This is a genomic window from Agromyces sp. H17E-10 (assembly GCF_022919715.1).
Classification (GTDB): Bacteria; Actinomycetota; Actinomycetes; order Actinomycetales; family Microbacteriaceae; genus Agromyces.
Genome location: NZ_CP095042.1, coordinates 2,279,875 through 2,298,479 on the forward strand (window position 1 = coordinate 2,279,875; position 18,605 = coordinate 2,298,479).

At 70.8% G+C, this 18,605-nt stretch carries 18 protein-coding genes; 11 read left to right on the forward strand and 7 right to left on the reverse strand.

The window, feature by feature from the left end:
- The first annotated feature begins 174 nt into the window (after positions 1 to 174).
- From MUN74_RS10350 to MUN74_RS10370, 5 genes are all read left to right on the forward strand, one after another.
- Complete coding sequence (locus tag MUN74_RS10350; RefSeq protein WP_244851974.1) at positions 175 to 1,047, forward strand: ABC transporter ATP-binding protein; 873 nt, start codon at positions 175 to 177, stop codon at positions 1,045 to 1,047.
- Complete coding sequence (locus tag MUN74_RS10355) at positions 1,044 to 1,877, forward strand: ABC transporter permease (protein WP_244851975.1); 834 nt, start codon at positions 1,044 to 1,046, stop codon at positions 1,875 to 1,877. The genes MUN74_RS10350 and MUN74_RS10355 overlap by 4 nt, the downstream gene beginning before the upstream one ends.
- On the forward strand, positions 1,874 to 2,713 hold the full coding sequence (locus tag MUN74_RS10360; RefSeq protein ID WP_244851976.1) for an ABC transporter permease: 840 nt from the start codon (positions 1,874 to 1,876) through the stop codon (positions 2,711 to 2,713). The genes MUN74_RS10355 and MUN74_RS10360 overlap by 4 nt, the downstream gene beginning before the upstream one ends.
- Entirely contained in the window at positions 2,710 to 3,156 is a 447-nt protein-coding gene (locus tag MUN74_RS10365) for a RidA family protein (RefSeq protein WP_244851977.1), read from the forward strand. Before MUN74_RS10360 ends, MUN74_RS10365 begins: the two co-directional genes overlap by 4 nt.
- 232 nt (positions 3,157 to 3,388) lie before the next feature.
- Positions 3,389 to 3,637 (forward strand): putative antibiotic biosynthesis monooxygenase, encoded by a 249-nt coding sequence (locus MUN74_RS10370; protein ID WP_244851978.1) that lies wholly within the window; start codon positions 3,389 to 3,391, stop codon positions 3,635 to 3,637.
- 391 nt (positions 3,638 to 4,028) lie between these two features.
- On the opposite strand, the gene MUN74_RS10375 is transcribed toward MUN74_RS10370, so the two are convergent.
- On the reverse strand, positions 4,029 to 5,120 hold the full coding sequence (locus MUN74_RS10375) for an ABC transporter substrate-binding protein (RefSeq protein ID WP_244851979.1): 1,092 nt from the start codon (positions 5,118 to 5,120) through the stop codon (positions 4,029 to 4,031).
- Between the two features lie 304 nt (positions 5,121 to 5,424).
- Here MUN74_RS10375 and MUN74_RS10380 point away from each other — a divergent pair, with 304 nt between their 5' ends.
- From MUN74_RS10380 to MUN74_RS10400, 5 genes are read left to right on the forward strand one after another with little or no spacing between them, the layout of a single operon-like run.
- Positions 5,425 to 6,456 (forward strand): alcohol dehydrogenase catalytic domain-containing protein, encoded by a 1,032-nt coding sequence (locus MUN74_RS10380; RefSeq protein ID WP_244851980.1) that lies wholly within the window; start codon positions 5,425 to 5,427, stop codon positions 6,454 to 6,456.
- Complete coding sequence (locus MUN74_RS10385) at positions 6,446 to 7,729, forward strand: CaiB/BaiF CoA transferase family protein (RefSeq protein WP_244851981.1); 1,284 nt, start codon at positions 6,446 to 6,448, stop codon at positions 7,727 to 7,729. The genes MUN74_RS10380 and MUN74_RS10385 overlap by 11 nt, the downstream gene beginning before the upstream one ends.
- Positions 7,726 to 8,589, forward strand: coding sequence for an amidohydrolase family protein (locus tag MUN74_RS10390; protein ID WP_244851982.1), 864 nt, complete (start codon positions 7,726 to 7,728; stop codon positions 8,587 to 8,589). Before MUN74_RS10385 ends, MUN74_RS10390 begins: the two co-directional genes overlap by 4 nt.
- A 10-nt stretch (positions 8,590 to 8,599) precedes the next feature.
- Positions 8,600 to 9,439: a DODA-type extradiol aromatic ring-opening family dioxygenase gene (locus MUN74_RS10395; RefSeq protein WP_244851983.1), complete on the forward strand. Its 840-nt coding sequence runs from the start codon at positions 8,600 to 8,602 to the stop codon at positions 9,437 to 9,439.
- Positions 9,439 to 9,786, forward strand: coding sequence for a hypothetical protein (locus MUN74_RS10400; RefSeq protein ID WP_244851984.1), 348 nt, complete (start codon positions 9,439 to 9,441; stop codon positions 9,784 to 9,786). Before MUN74_RS10395 ends, MUN74_RS10400 begins: the two co-directional genes overlap by 1 nt.
- Before the next feature lie 30 nt (positions 9,787 to 9,816).
- Here MUN74_RS10400 and MUN74_RS10405 read toward each other — a convergent pair whose 3' ends face one another.
- From MUN74_RS10405 to MUN74_RS10415, 3 genes are all read right to left on the reverse strand, one after another.
- Complete coding sequence (locus MUN74_RS10405; protein WP_244851985.1) at positions 9,817 to 10,035, reverse strand: hypothetical protein; 219 nt, start codon at positions 10,033 to 10,035, stop codon at positions 9,817 to 9,819.
- Positions 10,036 to 10,135: 100 nt separating this feature from the next.
- The gene (locus MUN74_RS10410; RefSeq protein WP_244851986.1) at positions 10,136 to 11,131 is read right to left on the reverse strand and encodes an EamA family transporter; all 996 of its coding nucleotides are present in this window, start codon (positions 11,129 to 11,131) and stop codon (positions 10,136 to 10,138) included.
- Between the two features lie 104 nt (positions 11,132 to 11,235).
- Entirely contained in the window at positions 11,236 to 11,961 is a 726-nt protein-coding gene (locus MUN74_RS10415; RefSeq protein WP_244851987.1) for a TetR/AcrR family transcriptional regulator, read from the reverse strand.
- Between the two features lie 86 nt (positions 11,962 to 12,047).
- Between MUN74_RS10415 and MUN74_RS10420 the strand changes: the two genes are divergently transcribed.
- A complete protein-coding gene (locus MUN74_RS10420) occupies positions 12,048 to 12,437 on the forward strand; it encodes a VOC family protein (RefSeq protein ID WP_244851988.1) in 390 nt (129 codons plus the stop codon).
- Positions 12,438 to 12,502: 65 nt separating this feature from the next.
- Here the strand turns inward: MUN74_RS10420 and MUN74_RS10425 are convergent, their stop codons facing one another.
- The 3 genes from MUN74_RS10425 to MUN74_RS10435 all read right to left on the reverse strand — a co-directional run bounded on the left by MUN74_RS10425 (position 12,503) and on the right by MUN74_RS10435 (position 18,547).
- Positions 12,503 to 15,088, reverse strand: coding sequence for a M64 family metallopeptidase (locus tag MUN74_RS10425; protein ID WP_244851989.1), 2,586 nt, complete (start codon positions 15,086 to 15,088; stop codon positions 12,503 to 12,505).
- Positions 15,089 to 15,323: 235 nt separating this feature from the next.
- On the reverse strand, positions 15,324 to 16,370 hold the full coding sequence (gene cofD / locus MUN74_RS10430) for a 2-phospho-L-lactate transferase (RefSeq protein WP_244851990.1): 1,047 nt from the start codon (positions 16,368 to 16,370) through the stop codon (positions 15,324 to 15,326).
- Between the two features lie 35 nt (positions 16,371 to 16,405).
- Positions 16,406 to 18,547: a bifunctional lysylphosphatidylglycerol flippase/synthetase MprF gene (locus tag MUN74_RS10435; protein WP_244851991.1), complete on the reverse strand. Its 2,142-nt coding sequence runs from the start codon at positions 18,545 to 18,547 to the stop codon at positions 16,406 to 16,408.
- Between the last annotated feature and the right edge of the window lie 58 nt (positions 18,548 to 18,605).

Sequence of the window (18,605 nt, forward strand, 5' to 3'; positions counted from 1 at the left end):
GGGAGCGAAGCGACCGTCTCGAAACCGCGAATTGCACCGCCTGAGCGGGTTGAGGAGGGAGCGGAGCGACCGTCTCGAAACCCAGTCGCACGTGGTGCAGGTTTCGAGACGCTCCTGCGTCGCTCCTCAACCCGCAGGATGGAACGTCCGGAAACTCAACGAGGAGGAGAAGGAATGACGACGACGAACGAACAACCCGGGGCCGAGGCATCCCGATCGGGCCCATTGATCTCGGTGCGCGACATCTCGGTGACCTACGACGTGGCCCGCACGGGCAAGCGGCTCGTGGCGATCGAGGGCGTCGACCTCGACGTGCACGAGGGCGAGTTCGTCACCGTGCTCGGGCCCTCGGGCTGCGGCAAGACGACGTTCATGAACGTCGTCGCCGGACTCGTGAAACCCTCGACGGGCACCGTCCTCGTCGACGACGCACCCGTCACGGGGCCCGGCCCCGACCGAGCCGTGGTGTTCCAGGACTACGCGCTGCTGCCGTGGCGCACCGTCTTCGACAACGTGAAGTTCGGCCTCGAGATGCAGAAGGGCCTGAAAGGCGTGTCTCGATACGGCGCTGGCGCGCCTACTCGACAACCGGAGTGGCGCGACCGCGTGCAGGAGGCGATCGAGATGGTCGGCCTCACCGGCTTCGAGTCGTCGTACCCGCGCGAACTCTCGGGCGGCATGCAGCAGCGCGTCGGGCTCGCCCGTGCGTTCGTGGCCGAGCCGCGCATCCTGCTCATGGACGAGCCGCTCGGCGCCGTCGACGCCCTCACCCGGGAGGTGATGCGCGACGAGATCGACAAGCTCATCCAGAAGACCGGCAAGACGGTGCTCTTCATCACGCACTCCATCGAGGAGGCCATCCTGCTCGGCGACCGCATCGTCGTCTTCAAGAGCCATCCGGGCGCGATCAAGGAGGTCATCAAGACGGGCCTCGAACGCCCGCGCTCGGAGCGCAGCGTGCAGCACGACCCGCGCTTCCTCGAGTTGCGCGACCACCTGTGGGACGCCCTGCAGGGCGAGGCGACGGCGGCGGCGGTCTCGAAATGAGCACCTTCCTCGCGAGCGGGCCGAACCTCGGCCGCGGCGGCGTCGGCGCCTGGCTGGCGGGGCTCAGCCCCGCGGGCAAGGCGGGCGTGCTGGCCGGCGAGGTCGTCGTCATGCTCCTCGTCTGGCAGCTCGTCGTCGGGGTGCTCGGGTGGATCAACCCGGTCTTCCTGCCTCCGCCCACCGCGATCTGGCAGGGCTTCCTCCAACTCGTCGCCTCGGGCGTGCTCTGGCCGAACCTGCTCATCTCGCTGCAGGCGTGGCTCATCGGGTTCGTCATCGCGGCGGTCATCGCGATCCCGCTCGGGCTCCTCATGGGTACGTCGCTTCCCGTCGACCGGGTCGCCGGGCCGATCGCGTGGACCATCTACGCGACCCCTTCGATCGCCTACCAGCCGCTCGCGAAGGCGTGGTTCGGTTTCGGCATCGGCCCGGTGGTGTTCCTCGTCGCGATCAGTGCGCTGTTCCCGATCCTGTTGAACGTCGCGGCAGGCATGCGCACGACGAACCCGTCGATCATCAGGGCGGGGCGCGTGTACGGTGCGAGCCGCCTGCAGCTCTACCGGTCGGTGTACCTGCCGTCGACCGTGCCGTTCCTGTTCGCGGGTCTCCGACAGGCGGTCGTGCTCGCGACGATCGGCATGGTCGTCGCCGAGCTGTCGGGCTCGGCGGTCGGCATGGGCGCGCTCATCATCAAGTCGGTCAACACCTACCAGACCGGCCAGGCGTACGCGGCGATCGCGATCGTCATGCTGTGGAGCGTCGGCATGGCGCAACTCGTGAGCCTCGTCGAACGCTGGACAGCCCCGTGGACGAGGAAGGGCAAGCGATGAGCGTCACGAGTGCGACCGGGACCATGCGGATGGTGCGACCCCGCCGGGTCGTGCGCCGCGACGAGGCGAAATGGACGTGGCTCCTCATCGGCGTCATCGCCGTCATCCTCCTCATCTGGGAGGCGGCGGTCAGCTGGCTGCACCTCGTGCCCGAGGCGTTCCTGCCGCCGCCAACCGCGGTCGCGGCATCCTTCGCGCAGTTGATGGTCGACCCCGCGTTCTGGCAGGCGTTCGCGTACAGCATGACGAACGTCGTCATCGGCCTCGTGCTCGCGGTCGTCGTCGGCGTGGTCGTGGGTCTCGCCGTCGGCTGGTCGGCGGCGTTGCGGTTCACGGTCGCGCCGTTCCTGTGGCTGCTCTACTCGACGCCGAAGGTGGCGCTCGCGCCGCTGTTCATCCTCGCGCTCGGGCTCGGCAGCGCGTCGAAGATCGCGCTCGTCTTCCTGCTCGCGGTGTTCCCGATCATCCTCAACACGATGGAGGGCGCCGTCACCGTCGGCGGCTCGCTCGTCAACGCCGGGCGTGTGTACGGGGTCAACGGCATCGCGCTCGGCTGGAAGGTCATCTTCCCGGCGACACTGCCGTACAGCCTCTCGGGCATCCAGCGCGGCGCAGCGCTCGCCTTCACGGGCGAGGTGCTCGGCGAGTTCCTCGGAGGCACGGGCGGGCTCGGACACATGCTCGAGTACGCGGCGTACCAGTTCGAGATGGCCGAGGCGATCGCGATGGTGATCGTGATGGTGATCATCGCGAACCTGACGCTGCTGCTCATCTCGACGCTGCGCCGCAAGCTCGCGCCCTGGTACGACGACCGGAAGATCGCGGGGGCGTCGTGACGCTCGCCGCGCCCGCGGGGCGCAAGCAGGTGATCCGGCCCGAGGGCGTGTACCCGCCGACGGCGGACTTCAGTCAGGCGATCCGCGTCTCGGGCGGCGATCTCGTCTTCGTGAGCGGCATCATCGGCATGCGCCCCGACGGGTCGATGCCGGCGAGCACGCGCGAACAGGTCGAGCTGGCCTTCGAGAACCTGGCGACGGTGCTGGATGCCGCGGGCGCGACCCCCTCGGACGTCGTGAAGGTCAACGTGTTCGTCGGGGAGTCGTTCGCGCTCATGCGCGACGACGTGCGCGAGATCCGCGCGCGGTACTTCACACACGACTTCCCGGTGTCGACGCTCGTGCAGGTCGCGGGCTTCGCCTCACCCGAGTACCGCTTCGAGATCGAGGCGATCGCCGCGGTCGCCCCCTCGTCGGTCGAGCCCACTTCGGTGGTCGAGTAGCGACGAAGGAGCGTATCGAGACCCTCGCCCCACAGACCGCCGGCCCCCGTCTCATGCGCGATGACGGGGGCCGGCTCGTGTGCGCTCGCAGGCGTCGGGGTGCACGGGGTTTGCTGCAGGAGCGAGTTGCGGTTTCGGCAAGCGTCGTTGCGCGCGCCGGGTGAGGCTCGGCACTGTTGGCTCTCGTACGCACGCCCCATTCAGCGCGCCCCATTCAGAACGAGAGGCATCCGTGAGCACGTCCGTTCCCGCATCCATCCCGAAGCCGCCCAGCAAGCACCAGCTCGCGCTCATGATCTGGATCGCGGTGACGCCCACCCTCCTGGTCATCAACCTCGTGCTCGGGCCACAGCTCGCGGTGCTGCCGCTCGTGCCGCGCACGCTCGTCGTCGTCACGATCGCCGTGCCGATCGTCATCTACGCGATCATGCCCGTCCTCCACAGGCTCCGTCGGAGGCTCCTCGCGCGCCGCGCGGCCTGAGTCGTCGCTCAGGTCGCCCCCCGGCTCATGCGCGACGACGAGGGCCCGCTTCGCGGGGGAGGTTTCCGATCGAGCAATGCCAGTTCCGCCTCATCGTGAGGCGGAACTGGCATTGCTCGATCACGGAACCCTTCCCTCCGTTGGGAGGAATGACGATCGACCGGCACCCCCATACTCGCGAGGAGCGGAGCTGTGCGCGATCCATTCGACGGCTCGGCTCGGGCGGTCACGCGAGAGCCCCGCCGTCATGCGCTGCGGCGGGACTCTCGGTGCGAGTTACGAGTTGCGAGTTGCGAGTTGCGAGTTGCGAGTTGCGAGTTGCGAGTTGCGAGTTGCGAGTTGCGACTTGCTCGGGGCGACGCGCGGCGGCGCGAGTCGCTGAGCGGTCAGCTCACTGCACGTCTCCCGGGTAGACCAGGTCGGCCGGCCCCTCGTTCGTCAGGCCGAGCAGCTCCTGCGCCTTCAGCAGGTACGCGAGCTGCGACTCGTCGAACTCGAGGGGCTGCAGGTTCTGCGTTTCGATCGTCGTGTCCCACGCCTCGGTGTCGAAGTAGAGGTTCGGGCACGCGAGGTGGCCGTCGAGCACCCAGGGGCTCTCCGAGTCGCGCAGGCCGCTGACGTCGAAGTCGTTGGCCTCGTAGATGTCGAGCACCGAGTCGACGTTCTCGGGGAACTCGCCGGGCGCGGGCGCCGTCATGTAGTCGGTCGACTTGAGCGTCGCCCGCAGGAACCGCACGAGCGAGTTCGGGTTCTCGGCGGCCCAGCCGGTGCCGGCGACCTGCACGTCGTTGGCCCAGTTGCGCAGCGACTCGACGATGATCTCGGCCCCGTGCTCCTCGAGCGCTGGGCGGTCGTCGGCGTAGAACGGCTGCATCGAGATCTTGTCGTTCACGAAGAACTCGGTCCACGATTCGGAGCCGGGCCCGGGGTAGACGACCTCGGTCTGCACCGTGTCGAGATCCCAGCCCTCTTCTTTAAGCACGCGCTTGCGCTGGAACTCGGCGGGGTCGCCGGGCGTGCCAGCGAGCACGATCGACGTGCTGTCGAGGTCGTCGACCTTCGAGACGCCCTGCTGGGCGGCGAAGTCGAAGTTCTGCCGGCAGTAGTGGCCGCCGACGAGGTCGACGCCGACCCCGCCGCGGATGGCCTCGATGACGGTGCCGGTCGACTCGACGCCGATGTCGGCACTGCCCGACGCGACGGCCGCGGTGACGTTGTCGGCGGTGATGACCTCGACGGTGAGGCCCTCGTCCTCGTAGTAGCCGAGGTCGCTCGCGAGCACGTACATCGAGTACATGGTCACGTCGGGGAACGGGATGGCCACCGTGATCTCGGTGTCTTCGGCGGCCCCGGGCTCGCCGTCGGCGAGCTCGACGGGGCCGGATGCTGCGCCGGGGCCGGTCGCGGCGCAGCCTGCGAGCAGCGCCAGTGCTGCCAGAGCTGCGACCGCGGCGCGACCGGTTCGGGGGATGGATGTGCGCATGACTCTCCATTTCTCAGTGGGATGCCTCGCGGCCGGCCCCGCGAGAAACGGAGACCGCTCGCGAACTTTCGGATACGGTATCCAAAATGAGCGAAAGTGTCTATGGTTTTGTCCAGGACGAGGCGTGGTTCCGTTCGCTGACCTCTTTCGCCGGGCGCTGGTCGACCGACGAGGCGAGGCCGGGAAGAGGCATGACCCAGAGCTGATCAGGCATGGCAGAGCGCTGGCTCGTCCAACCAAGGCATGGATACCGTTTTGACATCGCGGAGAACGGCCGCGACTCGACGATGAGATGGAGGCGACGGTGCGCGCAGCGGTGCTCTCGGCCCACGGCCTCGACGGCCTCGCCGCCGTCGACCGCGCCGAGCCGCGCCCCGGGCCCGGCGAGGTGCTCGTGCGCGTCGATACCGTCGGCGTCAACCAGCTCGACCTCAACGTGATCGCGGGCGTGGGCCCCGGCGTCGCGGCGAAGCTGCCGCGCGTGCTGGGCATCGACCCTGCTGGCGAGATCGTCGCGGCCGGCGACGACGTCGACGCCGCGCGCATCGGCGAGGCCGTCGTCGTGAAGCCGAACATCGCGTGCGGAGAATGCCCCGCGTGCGCACGCGGCCGCGAGGCCGACTGCCCGGCGCAGACGGTCGTCGGCGTGCACCGCGAGGGCGGTGCCGCCGAACTCGTCGCCGTGCCCGCGCGCAACGCCTTCGCTCGCGGCGGCCTGTCCGCGGACGTCGCCACGGCCGCAGTGCACAGCGTGCCGATCGTGCTCAACGCGATCGAGACCGCCGGCGTCGTCGCGGGCGAGCGCGTGCTCGTCACCGGCGCGGGCGGCACGCTCGGACGGGCGGCGACCGCGCTCGCGGCGCACTTCGGTGCCGAGGTCGTCGCGGCCTCGCGCGGCGGGCTCGTGGATGCACCGACCGGCGTTCGCACTGTGCAGGCGGCCGACCCGACCGAGTTGCGTGCGGCGCTCACCGAGATCGAGGCCGACGATGCGACCCGGCACGCCGGCTTCGACGTCGTCATCGACGTGAGCGGCCACGGCCCGACCCTCGCCGCCGGCATCGCCGCGCTCGGCTGGGGCGGACGCGCCGTGTTCTGCGCGGCCTCGGTCGACCCGCGCGTCGAGCTCGACGCGCGCGACTTCTACCTCCGGCGCAAGCGCCTCATCGGCGTCGCGAGCGCCGACTACGCGCAGGTGCGACGAGCCCTCGACCTCGTCGCGGCCGGCGTCGCCGTGCCGGTCGTCGGTTCGCGGCATCCGCTCGCCGACGTGCGCGACGCGTACCGCGGCTTCGCCGACTCGCCCCCAGGAAAGGTGATCATCGATGTCAGCTGAAGGTTTCGAGACGGTCGCTGCGCTCCCTCCTCAACCCAGGGGTTTCGAGACGGTCGCTGCGCTCCCTCCTCAACCCGCAGGCCCTCTCGCCGGCATCCGCGTCGTCGAGCTCGGCCAGTACATCTCCGGGCCCTACGCGGCGAAGCTGCTCGCCGACCTCGGCGCCGACGTCGTCAAGGTCGAGTCGCCCGACGGCGACCCGATGCGCCGCTGGGAGGGGCACGGGGCGATGAGCCCGCAGTTCGCCGCGTACAACCGCGGCAAGCGCGCCGTCGTGCTCGACCTCAAGAGCGAGCACGGTCTCGCCGAGCTCCTGCGCCTCGCGGGCGACGCCGACGTGCTCATCGAGAACTTCCGCCCCGGCGTCGCGAGCCGGCTCGGCTTCGGGCCCGAGGTGCTGCGCGAGCGCAACCCGCGACTCGTGAGCTGCTCGATCACGGGCTTCGGCGCCGACGGCCCGTACGCGAAGCGTCCCGCCTACGACACCGTGATCTCCGCGGTCGGCGGCATGTACAGCCAGGTCGTGCCCGAGCACATCCTGCGCCCGATGGGTCCCGCGTTCTCCGATCTGCTGAGCGGCATGCAGGCCGCGCAGGCCGTGCTCGCGGCCCTGCACGCCCGCAACGCGACCGGCGCGGGCGAGCACCTCGAGGTGTCGATGGTGGGCTCCCTCATCGACTTCCTCACCGAGGCCGCCTCGACCTACCTCGAGACCGGGCAGGTCGCCGGCCCCGACTCGCGCCCGCGCCGCGCCCAGGCCTACGCGTGCCGCGGCTCAGACGGGCGCGCCTTCGTCGTCCACATGTCGGTGCCCGAGAAGTTCTGGACGGGCCTGCTCGACGTGCTCGAGCACCCCGAGCTCGCCGAGGACCCGCGGTTCTCGACCCGCGAGGCCCGCGTGCGCAACTACGACGAGCTCGACGTCGAGCTCAAGGCCATCACAGCCCGGATGCCGCGGCAGTACTGGCTCGACCGGCTGGCCGCGCACGACATCCCGCACGGGCCGCTCAACACCGTCGCCGACCTGTTCGACGACCCGCAGGTCGCGTCGATGGGGCTCGTGGAGGAGATCGACGGGCACGACGGGCCGCTGCGCGTCCCGGTGCCGAGCACCGTGTTCCACGGCAGCGGGCGACCGACGTTGCGCGCCGCCCCCAGGCTCGGCGAACACGACGGGCAGCTGCTCCGCGAAGCATCCGTGATCGAAGAAGGCCTGCCCGAGGCATCCATCACCATCGACGGCGCAGCCGTCACCGAAGGGACCCGCGCATGACCCGCACCGACGAGCTCGTCGCGATCGACGTGCACACCCACCCACAGACCGAGGAGTTCCTCGCCGCGATGGGCAAGCGCCACCAGCAGATGGCGAAGCACTTCGGGCGCGAGCGGCCGGTCGTGTCGTTCGCCGAGCAGGCCGACCAGTACCGCGACCGCAAGATGATGGCGGTCATCGTGAACTCCGACTCCGAGACGACGTCGGGCATCAAGGGCGCGCCCAACGATCTGCTCGGCAAGGCGCAGGTCGACCATCCAGACGTGTTCCTCTCCTTCGCGGGCATCGACCCGTGGAAGGGCGAGGCCGCGATCGCCGAGATCCGCCGCATGCACGCCGAGTACGGCATCAAGGGCGTCGGCGAGCTCAACGCGTCGCGACAGAAGTTCCTGCCGAACGACCGCCGGTTCTTCCCGATCTGGGAGGCGTGCGCCGAGCTCGGGCTCGTCGTGATGTTCCACTCGGGGTTCCCGGGCGCCGGAGCCGGGACACCCGGCGGCGGCGGGTACCGGCTCGAGAACGCGCGACCGATCCCGTACCTCGACGACGTCGCGGCCGAGTTCCCCGAGCTCAAGATCATCAGCGCGCACCCCGCCTGGCCGTGGCACCTCGAGAACCTCGCGATGGTGTGGCACAAGTCGAACGTCTACCTCGACCTCTCGGGGTGGGCGCCGAAGTACCTGCCGCCCGAGGTCGTTCGCTACGCCGACTCGCTCATCACCGACCGGGTGCTCTTCGGCTCGGACTGGCCCGTCATGACCGCCGACCGGTGGATGACCGAGTTCGACGAGCTGCCGTTCAAGCCCGAATCGCGGCAGAAGATCCTGCTCGACAACGCCCGCACCCTGTTCGGAATCTGAGAGGCACGACATGGCCGAACTCGTCCTCGCGGCGGCGACGCCGCACAACCCGCTGCTCTGGCGCGCGATGCGCGAGCCGATGCCCGACGATCTCGCCGGGGTCGCGGCGAACTTCGCGCGGTTCCGCCGGGCATTCGCCGAGCACGATGTCGACGTCGTCGTCGTCATCGGCACCGACCACCTGCGCCAGTTCTTCTACGACACCTCGCCCGCGTTCGTCGTCGGCAAGGCCGAGTCGTACCACGGCACGTGGGAGAACGAGGTGCGCACCTTCGGCATGGATTACGTCGAGGTCGAGGGACACCGCGAGCTCGCCGACGAGATCTCGGGCCGCACCGTGCTGCCCGAGGCGATCGACTTCGCCGTGAGCCACGAGTGGCGGCTCGACCACAGCTTCGTCATTCCGCTGCAGTACGTGCGGCCCGAGCTCGACGTGCCCGTCGTGCCCATCCACACGAACGCGTCGATGCCGCCCGTGCCGAGCGTGCGCCGGTTCATCGCGCTGGGCGAGCATCTGCGCTCGGCCGTCGAGTCGTGGGAGTCCGACGCCCGGGTCGCGATCCTCACCTCGGGGCACATGGCCAACGACGTCGGCGGACCGCGCACGTTCGCGGGCTCGCCAGACCCCGAATTCGACCAGGATGCCGCGGGCTGGATGCGCGACGGCGATCTCGACGCCGCGATTCGCGTGTGCAGCGACTTCGAGCGCATCACCGAGGCCGGCTGCATGACCTACCAATACCTCAACGCGATCACCGCGCTCGCCGCGATGGGCCGGTCCGCCGATTACGTCGACGTCGCCGAGTCGCGGTTCGCGTCGAGCCCGTTCTTCCTGTGGGGGAGCTGCTGATGACGAAGTACATGGTCGACAAGTTCATGCGGTACGTCGAGTTGAGCGACGCGCGCGTGGCCGACTACGTCGCCGATCCCGACGCGTACGTCGGCGCCTGGCTCGCCGGCGGCGGTTCTGCCGTCGGGCCGACCGACGACCGCGAGCTGACCGAGCCCGAGCGGGCGGCGTTCGCCGCGCGCGACTACGAGTCGCTCTACGCGTTCGGCGCGCACCCATACTTGCTGTGGCACTTCACCGAGGCGGTGCACGCGCACGAGTTCGGTGAGGGCTTCGGATGGCGCGATCTCGTCGAACGGTACCGCGCCGCGGTCGCGCCGCAGGGGGTCGTCGACTACATCCCGTAGGCGCGCCTCGGTGCGAGGCTCAGCGCGGGCTCACTCCTCGACGCCGGGGTCACCGCCGTCGAGTCCGCCGTCGGTCGACTCGGTCATCGGCTCGGCGTCGTCGGGAGCGGTGCCCGGGTCGACCGACTCGCGCTCGCGCTCCTCCTCGCCCCGCTCCTCGACGTCGCGCGCCAGGCGCTCGGTGTCGCGGTCGCCAGCGCGCCGGGCCTCGGTGTCGGCCGTCGTCTCGGGGTCGTTCATCGAGGTCATCTCGTCCTCCAGGCTCGTTCGTTCGGGTACGTCGACGCTCGCATCGACCGCATGCCGTGGCAACGGGCTTGACAGCGGACGGCGCTCCCGGCGGGCACGCCTACGCGACACCGAGCAGCACGGATGCCGCGAGCGCGAGCAGCGCGCCCACGAGCTGCACGCGCGAGAGTCGCTCGCGCAGCACGATCCAGGCGAGGGTCATCGTGGCGAGCGGGTAGAGGTTCGTGAGCACGGCGACGACGGCGACGTTGCCGGCGAGCAGCCCGAGCATGAGCAGCACGTTCGCGACGCCCGTGAGCAGTCCGGCGGTCGCCGCGAGCAGCATCGCGGGCGAGACGACGCCGCGGGCCGCCACCTCCGTCGCGGCATTCCCTTCGCCGTCGCCCGCCGCTGCCGCCGTCGCGGAGGCGAGGGCTGTCGCGGACGCAGGGACGGCCGCCGACCCGTCGGCCGGCTCGGGCGCAGGCGGGTCGAGCAGCGCGAGCACCCGGCGCATCGGGCGGCTCACGGGAGCGATGAGCGCCACGGCGAGCAGCACGACCGCACCCGTCGTCGAGTCGAGGAGCACGGGGATGAGCCCCGCGTCGGCGGGCACCCGGTCGAGTGCGACCGTCGCGAAGCCGAACGCGAGCCCCGAGGTGAGCGTGAGCACGACCGTGCGCGTGCTGACCCCCGACACCGAGAGTCGGTGCTCCATGCCGATGAGCACCGATCCGACGACGGCCAGGGCGACGGCGAGCCACACGAGCGGGCTCAGCGGCTCACCGAGGACGAGCGCGGCCCCGACCGGCACCGCCGAGCTCAGGAGTGCGATGACCGGGGTCACGAGCGAGATCGGGCCCGCTGCGAGCGCCGCGAAGAAGGCGAGGAACCCGATGAGGGCGAGGACGCCGGCGATCAGCCCGCTCACGACCGTCTGCGTCGACCAGGTGCCGCCGGTCATCGCGACCACGACGACGAGCACAAGCGCGGCGACGGCGTAGTTGACCGTCGTCGAGGCGAACACGGTCGCGCGTCGGGCCGCAACCCCGCCGAAGAAGTCGGCGACGCCGTACGCGAGCGCCGCACCGAGTGCGAGCGCCACGATCGTGATCATCGTCTCAGCCTGCCCGACACTTCGGACCCGCCGCACCCGTCAGGGCGCCCAGAGCCGTCGATTCCCTGCCATCATCGGGCGGGATGCTCCGGGGCGGCGTCGCCTCAATCGGAGCGATCGAGGTCGCCGAGCCCGGTGACGATGCGATCGAGGCCGAACGTCCATGCCCGTTCGGCGTCGTACGGCCCGCCCATCGCCTCGCCGGCGGCGCGACCGACCCGCCGGGCGAGGGCGAAGTCGTCGCCCACGTAGCCGGCGAGGCTCGCCTCCGACTCCAGCCAGGTCGCCTCGAAGTCGTCTGCCGGCGCGCGACCGACGATCCGACGTGCCGCCGACCGCACCCAATCGAGCACGAAGGTGAGCGCGGCATCGCGGTCGACGTCATCGAGCGCAGTGCCGTCGAAGGCGTGCAGCTCGCGGTCGTACTTCGCGATCGTGCCCGGGCCGAGCGCGGTGCGCGGGTCGTCGACGTCGAGCAGCCAGGCGTGCTCGCGGTAGAGCGCGAGGTTGTCATCGGCGACGCGCCGGACGCGTGTGCGCCACGCGGCTCGGCCGAACGGGGTCATCGGCATCACTGCGTGCACCCGATCGGCCATCAGCACGAGCAGGTCGTCGCGACTGTTGACGTGCGTGTACACCGACATCGCGGTCAGCTCGAGCGACTGGGCGAGCGCCCGCACGGTGACGGCGGCGAGGCCGCTCTCGTCGGCGAGGGCGATGGCGCGTTCCACGACGTCGCCGGTCGAGTATCGCGCACGCGGGCCGCGGCGCCCGCCGACGGGTGCATCGGCGTGGTCGCGCCACAGCAGGTCGATCAATGGCCTCGGCATGACCGCACCTCCCGGGAATACGTTCGATAACACTCTACGTTGTACATGGAACTGTACGTAGTACAGAGTTATCGACGGGAGCATCCATGCACATCACTCAGACCGCCATCTCGCTCAACGTGCCCGACGTCGCCGCGTCGGCGGCCTTCGCGCAGACCCACCTCGGCTACGAGACCGCCATGGAGGCTGACGGATTCATCTCGCTGCAGCACGCCGACACGGGAACGAACCTGATCTTCCTCGCCACGGGGCTCTCGACCTTCAAGCCGGCGGAGATCGCCGGGTCCGCGGGCCAGGGGCTTCTGCTCGTCTTCGTCGTCGACGACCTCGACGTGCAGTTCGAGCGCATCGCCGGGACGGGAGCGCGCGTCGTGACGGCCCCTGAGACCGAACCGTGGGGGGAGCGCTACTGCCAGTTCGCCGACCCCAACGGGCTCGTCTGGCAGCTCGTGCAATGGGTCACGCCCGACGCCTGACCTTGGCGCGAACGACGACGCAGGGGGCGGTACCGGGTACCCGGTACCGCCCCTCCGTCATCCGGTCAGAGCGCCGAGCAGTCGCCGCTCTTCGCGCCGCCGACCGTGTTCGCAGCTCCGAAGTCGGAGAGCGCGGCGCTGTTCGCCGAGCATGCGAGGTCGCCCGTCACCGTGTTGCCGACGAACACGGGGCCGTACTCGCCCGCCAGCCGTGAGAACCGGTCGTTCGCGCTCACCTGCGTGTTGCCGGTGAACACGACGTCGCCCGTGAAGGCCGTCCCCGCGATCGTGATGTCGGTCGTCGTGCCCGACACCGTCGAGGCGCCGCGCACGGTCGAACCGAACATCTGGACGGTCGCCGCGTCGGTGGCCCGGAGGCCGCCGTTCACGGTGGAGTCCGTCACGACGATCGACGCGCCGGCTGCGACGGTGATGCCGCCTCGCACCGTCGCATCCGTGATGCAGGTCACCCCGGTCTTCACGACGACCTTGGCCTGCGAGCCCGTGAGGGTCGTGTCGCACTCGGCCAGCGCGCCGGGCAGCACCGTCGCACGGTAGCTCTCGAACTCGCCGACGTTGCCCGCCGGGTCGATCGCCCGGTGGTCGACGACGTGCGTGCCGAAGCCCGGCACGAACCCGCCGAGCGGGTGGTCGTCGGGCAGCGTCTGCTCGAACGCCGCCTTCGAGAGCCCGCCCGAGCCGAGGTTGCCGTACGTGAGCGCCTTCACCACCGAGCCCGAGTGCGAGAAGTGGAACGGTGTGTCCTGCTGCTCGGGGAACCCGAAGTAGTTGAACCAGCCGTCGTCGTCGAGCCGGAACTGCCCGACGACCGCGCGGTCGCCGTCGTACCCGGTGGTGTCGTCCTGCGGCTCGAGCGCCATGTCCCATCCGTCGAAGTAGACGGGGTGCTCGAGGTCGCCGTCGAGCTCGACGAGCGGCTCGCTCAGGGTGCGCGGCGCCGTCGGCAGCACACCGTCGATCGTCCACGTCTTCGAGTCCGACTCGGATGCATCCGCCGGATCGGTCACGGTGACGGTCAGCTCGTGCGTGCCGGCCGGCAGGTCGAGCTCGCCGAGGTCGAGCGTGCGACGGTTGCCCGGGTTCGCGACGGTCTCGCCGTCGACGGTCCACGCGACGTCGAGCACCCGATCGGCCGGGTGGTTCGTCTCGACGAAGACGATCTCGTCGGCGGCGACCGGCTGCACGTCGAGCGTCGCGTTCGTGATCTCGGCCGCGGGCTCCGACGGGGTCACATTGCCGGCACCGACGGTCCACTGGCGCGCCTGCACGAACCGGGGCCCGTTGAAGCCCGAGTCCGACGACGTGCTGTTCGTCGAGGGGTTGCGCACCCAGTCGATGCCGTCGGGGCCGACGGGGTCGCGCACCTCGAGGCTGACGACCGTGCCCTCGGGCAGGTCGAGCGGTTCGAGGTCGAGGTACGGGTTGCCGTTCGTCTCGAGCACCTCGCCCGTGGGGCCGCCGACCCGCCACGTGTACTGCAGCTCGTGGAAGCGGGGATGACCCGCCTCCGCCCACAGCACGCCGTCGCCGGGCACGGTCGCGTCGGGTGTCGCGTCGACGTTCATGGCGGCCGCGTTGCGCATGCCCGTGATGCGGGCGACCATGTTCTCGCGCCCGATCTGGTCGAAGTCGAACCCGAGCCAGCGCATCATCGAGTGCTCGCTCGGCCGGCGGATGCCGCACGGATACGTGTTGCCGCTCTCGTAGAGGCCGATCGTGCCGCCCGAGATCGACTCCTCGCCGAGCCACCGGAACCACTTCTTCTGGTCGGCGATCATCTGCTCGGCCGAGGTGTAGGTCGTGTGGTGGAAGCTCGACGGCTCTGCGCCCGTGTAGCAGTTGCGCACGACGTCGCGCGACGAGTACGGGTACTCGTCGGCGAGGGTGCCGAGCGAGTGGCCGAGCTCGTGCATCGAGATCAGCGGTCCCTGCGGGGAGCCGCCCGAGGTCGTCGCGTTCGTGCCGCCGATGCCGCCGTACGTGAACGTGTTGAAGATCACGAGCGTCTGCAGGTTCTGCGAGTTGCGCGGGATGCCGAGCACCGGCGAGACGTACGTCTCGAGGATGCGGTTGAGCGCCTGCGAACCCGTCTCGCACGGGTTCACGCCCGGCGGGTAGTACCCCGCGTCGTCCTCGCAGCCGACCGGCGCGCCGGCGGGCGTGACGCCGCGGGCGAGCGGATCGCTGCAGCCGCCGCCGTAGTTCATGCGCAGCGCCGTGTTCTTCTCGTTGATCGGCCCCTCGCGCTCGCCGGTGTCGCGGATCGTGCCGTCGGGATGCCGCACCCGACCGTCGGGGTCGCAGCGCACGCCGTAGTCGATCGAGGGCACCTCGACGGAGTAGACGTTGATGTAGTCGCGGTAGGTGCGGAACGGCTCGGTCGACCACAGCACCGAGAGGTTGCGGTCGAGATCGGAGCGGAAGATCGACTGCTGGTCGGCCTGGTAGCCGTCACCGAGCACGATCAGGTTGAGCCGGTCGGCGGCGGGCCCGGTCACCTGGACGGGAACGACCTTCGGATCGGGGAGCGGGGTCACCTCCTCCGCATTCGCCGGCGAGGCGACGACCGCCCCGGTGATGAGCGTCGCGATCACGGTGATGATCGCGGCGACGGACGACCTGCTTCTCATGAGTCACCCTCCTGGGCTCCGCGCGCGGCGGCGCCGGTCCGGCACCGTCGCGAACCCCCCGACGGTGCGACTCGGGGGTCGTCATCGTCGGCGACCCCTCGGCTCCTGCCTAACGGCAATCGCGGGGTTCCTCAATGGGATGCGACGATTGGCGTATCGCGGGTGGGACGCGTTCGACAACTGGAGCGGCCCCGGCGGCCCGGCGTGCAGGGCGGCGCGCCCGCAGGCCGGCGCGTCACTCCGAGCGGATCGTCGCCGCGAGCCCCAGCGCGGCCTCGGCGAGCGCCGCCGAGGTGTCGGGGTCGCGCATCCACAGCGGCACTGCGGCGGCGACGAGCCCGGCTTCCGTGAGCGACGGCAGCGCCGAGGCATCCGATTCGTCGACGAGCCAGCCATCGACGATGCCGCCGCCCGACCGCGCGCCGTAGTGCCGGCCGACCGCCTCGGCGGTCGTCTCGACGCCGATGACGGGCAGGCACGCGTCGGCCATGCCGCGCACGACCTTGCCGCCGATGATGGGCGAGACGCCGACGACCGGGGCGGAGGTCGCAGCCAGCGCCTCGCGGATCCCCGGCACCGCGACGATCGTGCCGATCGAAACGACCGGGTTCGAGGGAGCCAGGAGCACGACGTCGGCCTCGGCGATCGCCTCGACGACGCCGGGCGCGGGGCGCGCGTCGGCGAGGTTGCGCTGCACGAATCGACGGGCGGGCACGGCGGCTCGGTGGCGGGTCCACCACTCCTGGAAGTGCATCTCGGCCCGGGTCGGGGCGCCGGCGGGCGGCGGAGTGTCGGTGGGCGCCAGATCGGCGACATCCACGTGTACGTAGGTGTCGACCTCGGTGTCGGTCGCGGGGATGAGCTTCGCCCCGAGCGGCCACCGCTGCTGCAGGCGTTCGCCGACCTGCGACGGGGTGAGTCCGTCGCGCAACCATGCGGTGCGCGCGAGGTGCGTGCCGAGGTCGAGGTCGCCGAGTGTGAACCACGGCCAGCCGACGCCCCACTCGCGCAGCTCGGCTGCGACGCGCTCGGTCTCGCCGGCCCGGCCCCAGCCGCGCTCGGTGTCGTTGACGCCCGCGAGGTTGTAGAGCAGCGAGTCGAAGTCGGGCATGAGCCGCACGCCCGCGAGCCACACGTCATCGCCAGTGTTCACGACGACGGTGATCTCGTCGGGGGATGCCTCGCCACCGTGACCCTCGGCGGCGCGACGCCGCACGGCTTCACGCAGTCCGAGCACGAATCGGGAACCGCCGACGCCGCCGGCCAGCACGGTGATCTTCACCCGTCAAGCGTAGGCGCGCGGCGGCATCGCCAGGCTCACCGCCCGATCGAGAACCCGGCGCGTACGAGCTGCGGCACCGACGCGTCGGGCAGGTAGGCGCGCACGAGCGCGACGCCGATGCGGGCGAGGTCGGAGCCGTCGCGATAGAGCAGGTACATCGGTTCGCCGCGCGGGTTGAACTTCTGCTTGAAGCGGTGCAGCGAGCGGAACCCGTACGCCGGCTCGAGGAGCGCACCGAGCCGGTCGAGCGCCTGTTCGACGGGGTTCTCGTCGTCGAGCTCGGAGGAGTGGGCGAGCGGCGCACCCGAGAGCGACAGGAACGACGCCCCGTCGTCGCGGAACGCGAGCGCCGACGAACCGATCAGGAACTCCATGACCGGCGGGAAGCCGCCGTCGCGCCGGCGCATGAGGTCGAGCGTCCAGCCGCGCGGCGTGCCACCCGGGGCGAAGACGGGCAGCCAGCTCAGGAACCCCTCGACGGTGCCGTCGTCCGACTCGGCGAGCGCGACGCGCACGGCGGGATCGAGTGCCTCGTCGACCGAGCCGAGCGTGAATCGCATCTCGGGCAGCCCCTTGTCGCCCACCCACTGCTCGGAGATCGCCGTGACCTGTGCCCTGACCGACCGGGGTTCGGCGGTCAGGTTGGTCAGGCGGAACCGCACGCCCTCGCGCTCGGCGCGGTTGATCGCCGTGCGCACGGCGCCCCACCGCTTGCCGGTGAACTCGAGTCCGGGCAGGTCGACCAGGGTGTCCTCGGCGACCTGGAGTGCGCGCCAGCCGTCGGGCATCCCGTCGCGGGCGACGGCGCTCGCGCCGAACACGCACGGCACGAAGCCGGCGCGCTCAGCTGCGTCGGCGAACTCGCGGAGGGTCGTGCCGACCTCGTCGGGCGGGGCGATCGGGTCGCCGAGCACGAGTGCGACGCCCTGATGCGTCTGGTAGGCCACGACGGTGCCCGGGTCGCCGCCGAAGTAGTGCCGGTTGTCGCGCCACGTGGCCATCCACGAGAGGGCCCCGCCGCCGACCGTCTCGACCACGCGGCGGGCCTCGTCGATGCGGGCCCCGGGTCGGTCGGCGCCCCGGTCGCCGCTCAGGCGACGACGCAGCCTGGCGCGGAAGGCCCGGGCGTAGACGAGGAGCCACGCGAGCATCACAGCCCAGAGGAAGCCGACGGCGGCGGCGAAGGTCACGGCCTCCTGCGCCGCGGGGTCGGGCGAGCCCGATGCGTCGACGAAGACCTCGGGGTGCGCGAGGACGAACATCGCGAGCGCGCCGAAGAGCACGTTGATCGAGGCGAGCACGATGGTGGTGATCCAGGCCGCGCGGTACCCACGGCGCAGCCCGGTCGCGACCACGAGCACGATGACCGCGTCGACGACGACGTCGGCCATGTCGAGGCCGCCGGCGTCGGTCGTTCCGAACGGGCCGGTCGTCGGCAGGATCGACGCCACGACCTGCACCGCGACGAGCGTGACGACCGCGATGAACGCGACGAACCGCTGTTCGCGGAGCGACGGCTTCGTGAACGAGCGCGCGTTCATGAGCAGCACGAGGCCGACCGCGGTCGCGTGCTCGACGTCGGCGACCGAGCCGAGGAAGAGCACGCTCACGAGCGTGAACGCGGTGAGCACGAGCAGCGCGCGACCGCGCCACGGCGACGCGAGGGCCGCCGCAGCGGCGGTCATCCCCGCGAAGAGGCCGCCCGAGGGGCCGACGTCGACCTGCACGACGAGGCCCTGTGCCCAGCTCGACCCCATCTCGGCGAGACCGGCGATGACGACGGCCGAGCCGATGACCGCGACGAGCTGCCCGCCGAAGAAGTAGGCCGCCGCCCGGCCGCTGCCGCGCACCAGTTCGAGCCAGCCGACGCCGAGCGGCACGAGCACCGCGAGGATCAGGTACCCCCACGGCGCCGCGACGAGGAAGGTGCCGGTGACGACCGTCCACCAGCGTCCGTCGACGAACGACGGCACGCCGTAGGCGAAGGTCTCGTACCAGTCTGCCTCGGTTGCGGGCGCGGTCAGCGTGCCCGTCGCGATGCCCACCATGACGAGGGTCGCCATGAGTGCGATCGTGAACGGCACGCGGGCCGCGAACCGCAGGGCGGCCCGCCAACCGGCGCGGCGCGTGTCGATGCCGGCGGATGCCTCGGTGGAGGCGGTGCTCGTCTTGCTCACGATCCCCCCTCTGTCAACCGGTGGATCCCGTCCGGTCGCCACGTTATCGTGACCGTCC

Bases quoted from the DNA above. Each gene is read 5' to 3' on its own strand.
- MUN74_RS10350 (WP_244851974.1), top strand. From the start codon at position 175: ATGACGACGACGAACGAACAACCCGGGGCCGAGGCATCCCGATCGGGC.
- MUN74_RS10355 (WP_244851975.1), top strand. From the start codon at position 1,044: ATGAGCACCTTCCTCGCGAGCGGGCCGAACCTCGGCCGCGGCGGCGTC.
- MUN74_RS10360 (WP_244851976.1), top strand. From the start codon at position 1,874: ATGAGCGTCACGAGTGCGACCGGGACCATGCGGATGGTGCGACCCCGC.
- MUN74_RS10375 (WP_244851979.1), bottom strand. From the start codon at position 5,120: ATGCGCACATCCATCCCCCGAACCGGTCGCGCCGCGGTCGCAGCTCTG.
- MUN74_RS10385 (WP_244851981.1), top strand. From the start codon at position 6,446: ATGTCAGCTGAAGGTTTCGAGACGGTCGCTGCGCTCCCTCCTCAACCC.
- MUN74_RS10390 (WP_244851982.1), top strand. From the start codon at position 7,726: ATGACCCGCACCGACGAGCTCGTCGCGATCGACGTGCACACCCACCCA.
- MUN74_RS10395 (WP_244851983.1), top strand. From the start codon at position 8,600: ATGGCCGAACTCGTCCTCGCGGCGGCGACGCCGCACAACCCGCTGCTC.
- MUN74_RS10400 (WP_244851984.1), top strand. From the start codon at position 9,439: ATGACGAAGTACATGGTCGACAAGTTCATGCGGTACGTCGAGTTGAGC.
- MUN74_RS10405 (WP_244851985.1), bottom strand. From the start codon at position 10,035: ATGACCTCGATGAACGACCCCGAGACGACGGCCGACACCGAGGCCCGG.
- MUN74_RS10410 (WP_244851986.1), bottom strand. From the start codon at position 11,131: ATGATCACGATCGTGGCGCTCGCACTCGGTGCGGCGCTCGCGTACGGC.
- MUN74_RS10415 (WP_244851987.1), bottom strand. From the start codon at position 11,961: ATGCCGAGGCCATTGATCGACCTGCTGTGGCGCGACCACGCCGATGCA.
- MUN74_RS10420 (WP_244851988.1), top strand. From the start codon at position 12,048: ATGCACATCACTCAGACCGCCATCTCGCTCAACGTGCCCGACGTCGCC.
- MUN74_RS10425 (WP_244851989.1), bottom strand. From the start codon at position 15,088: ATGAGAAGCAGGTCGTCCGTCGCCGCGATCATCACCGTGATCGCGACG.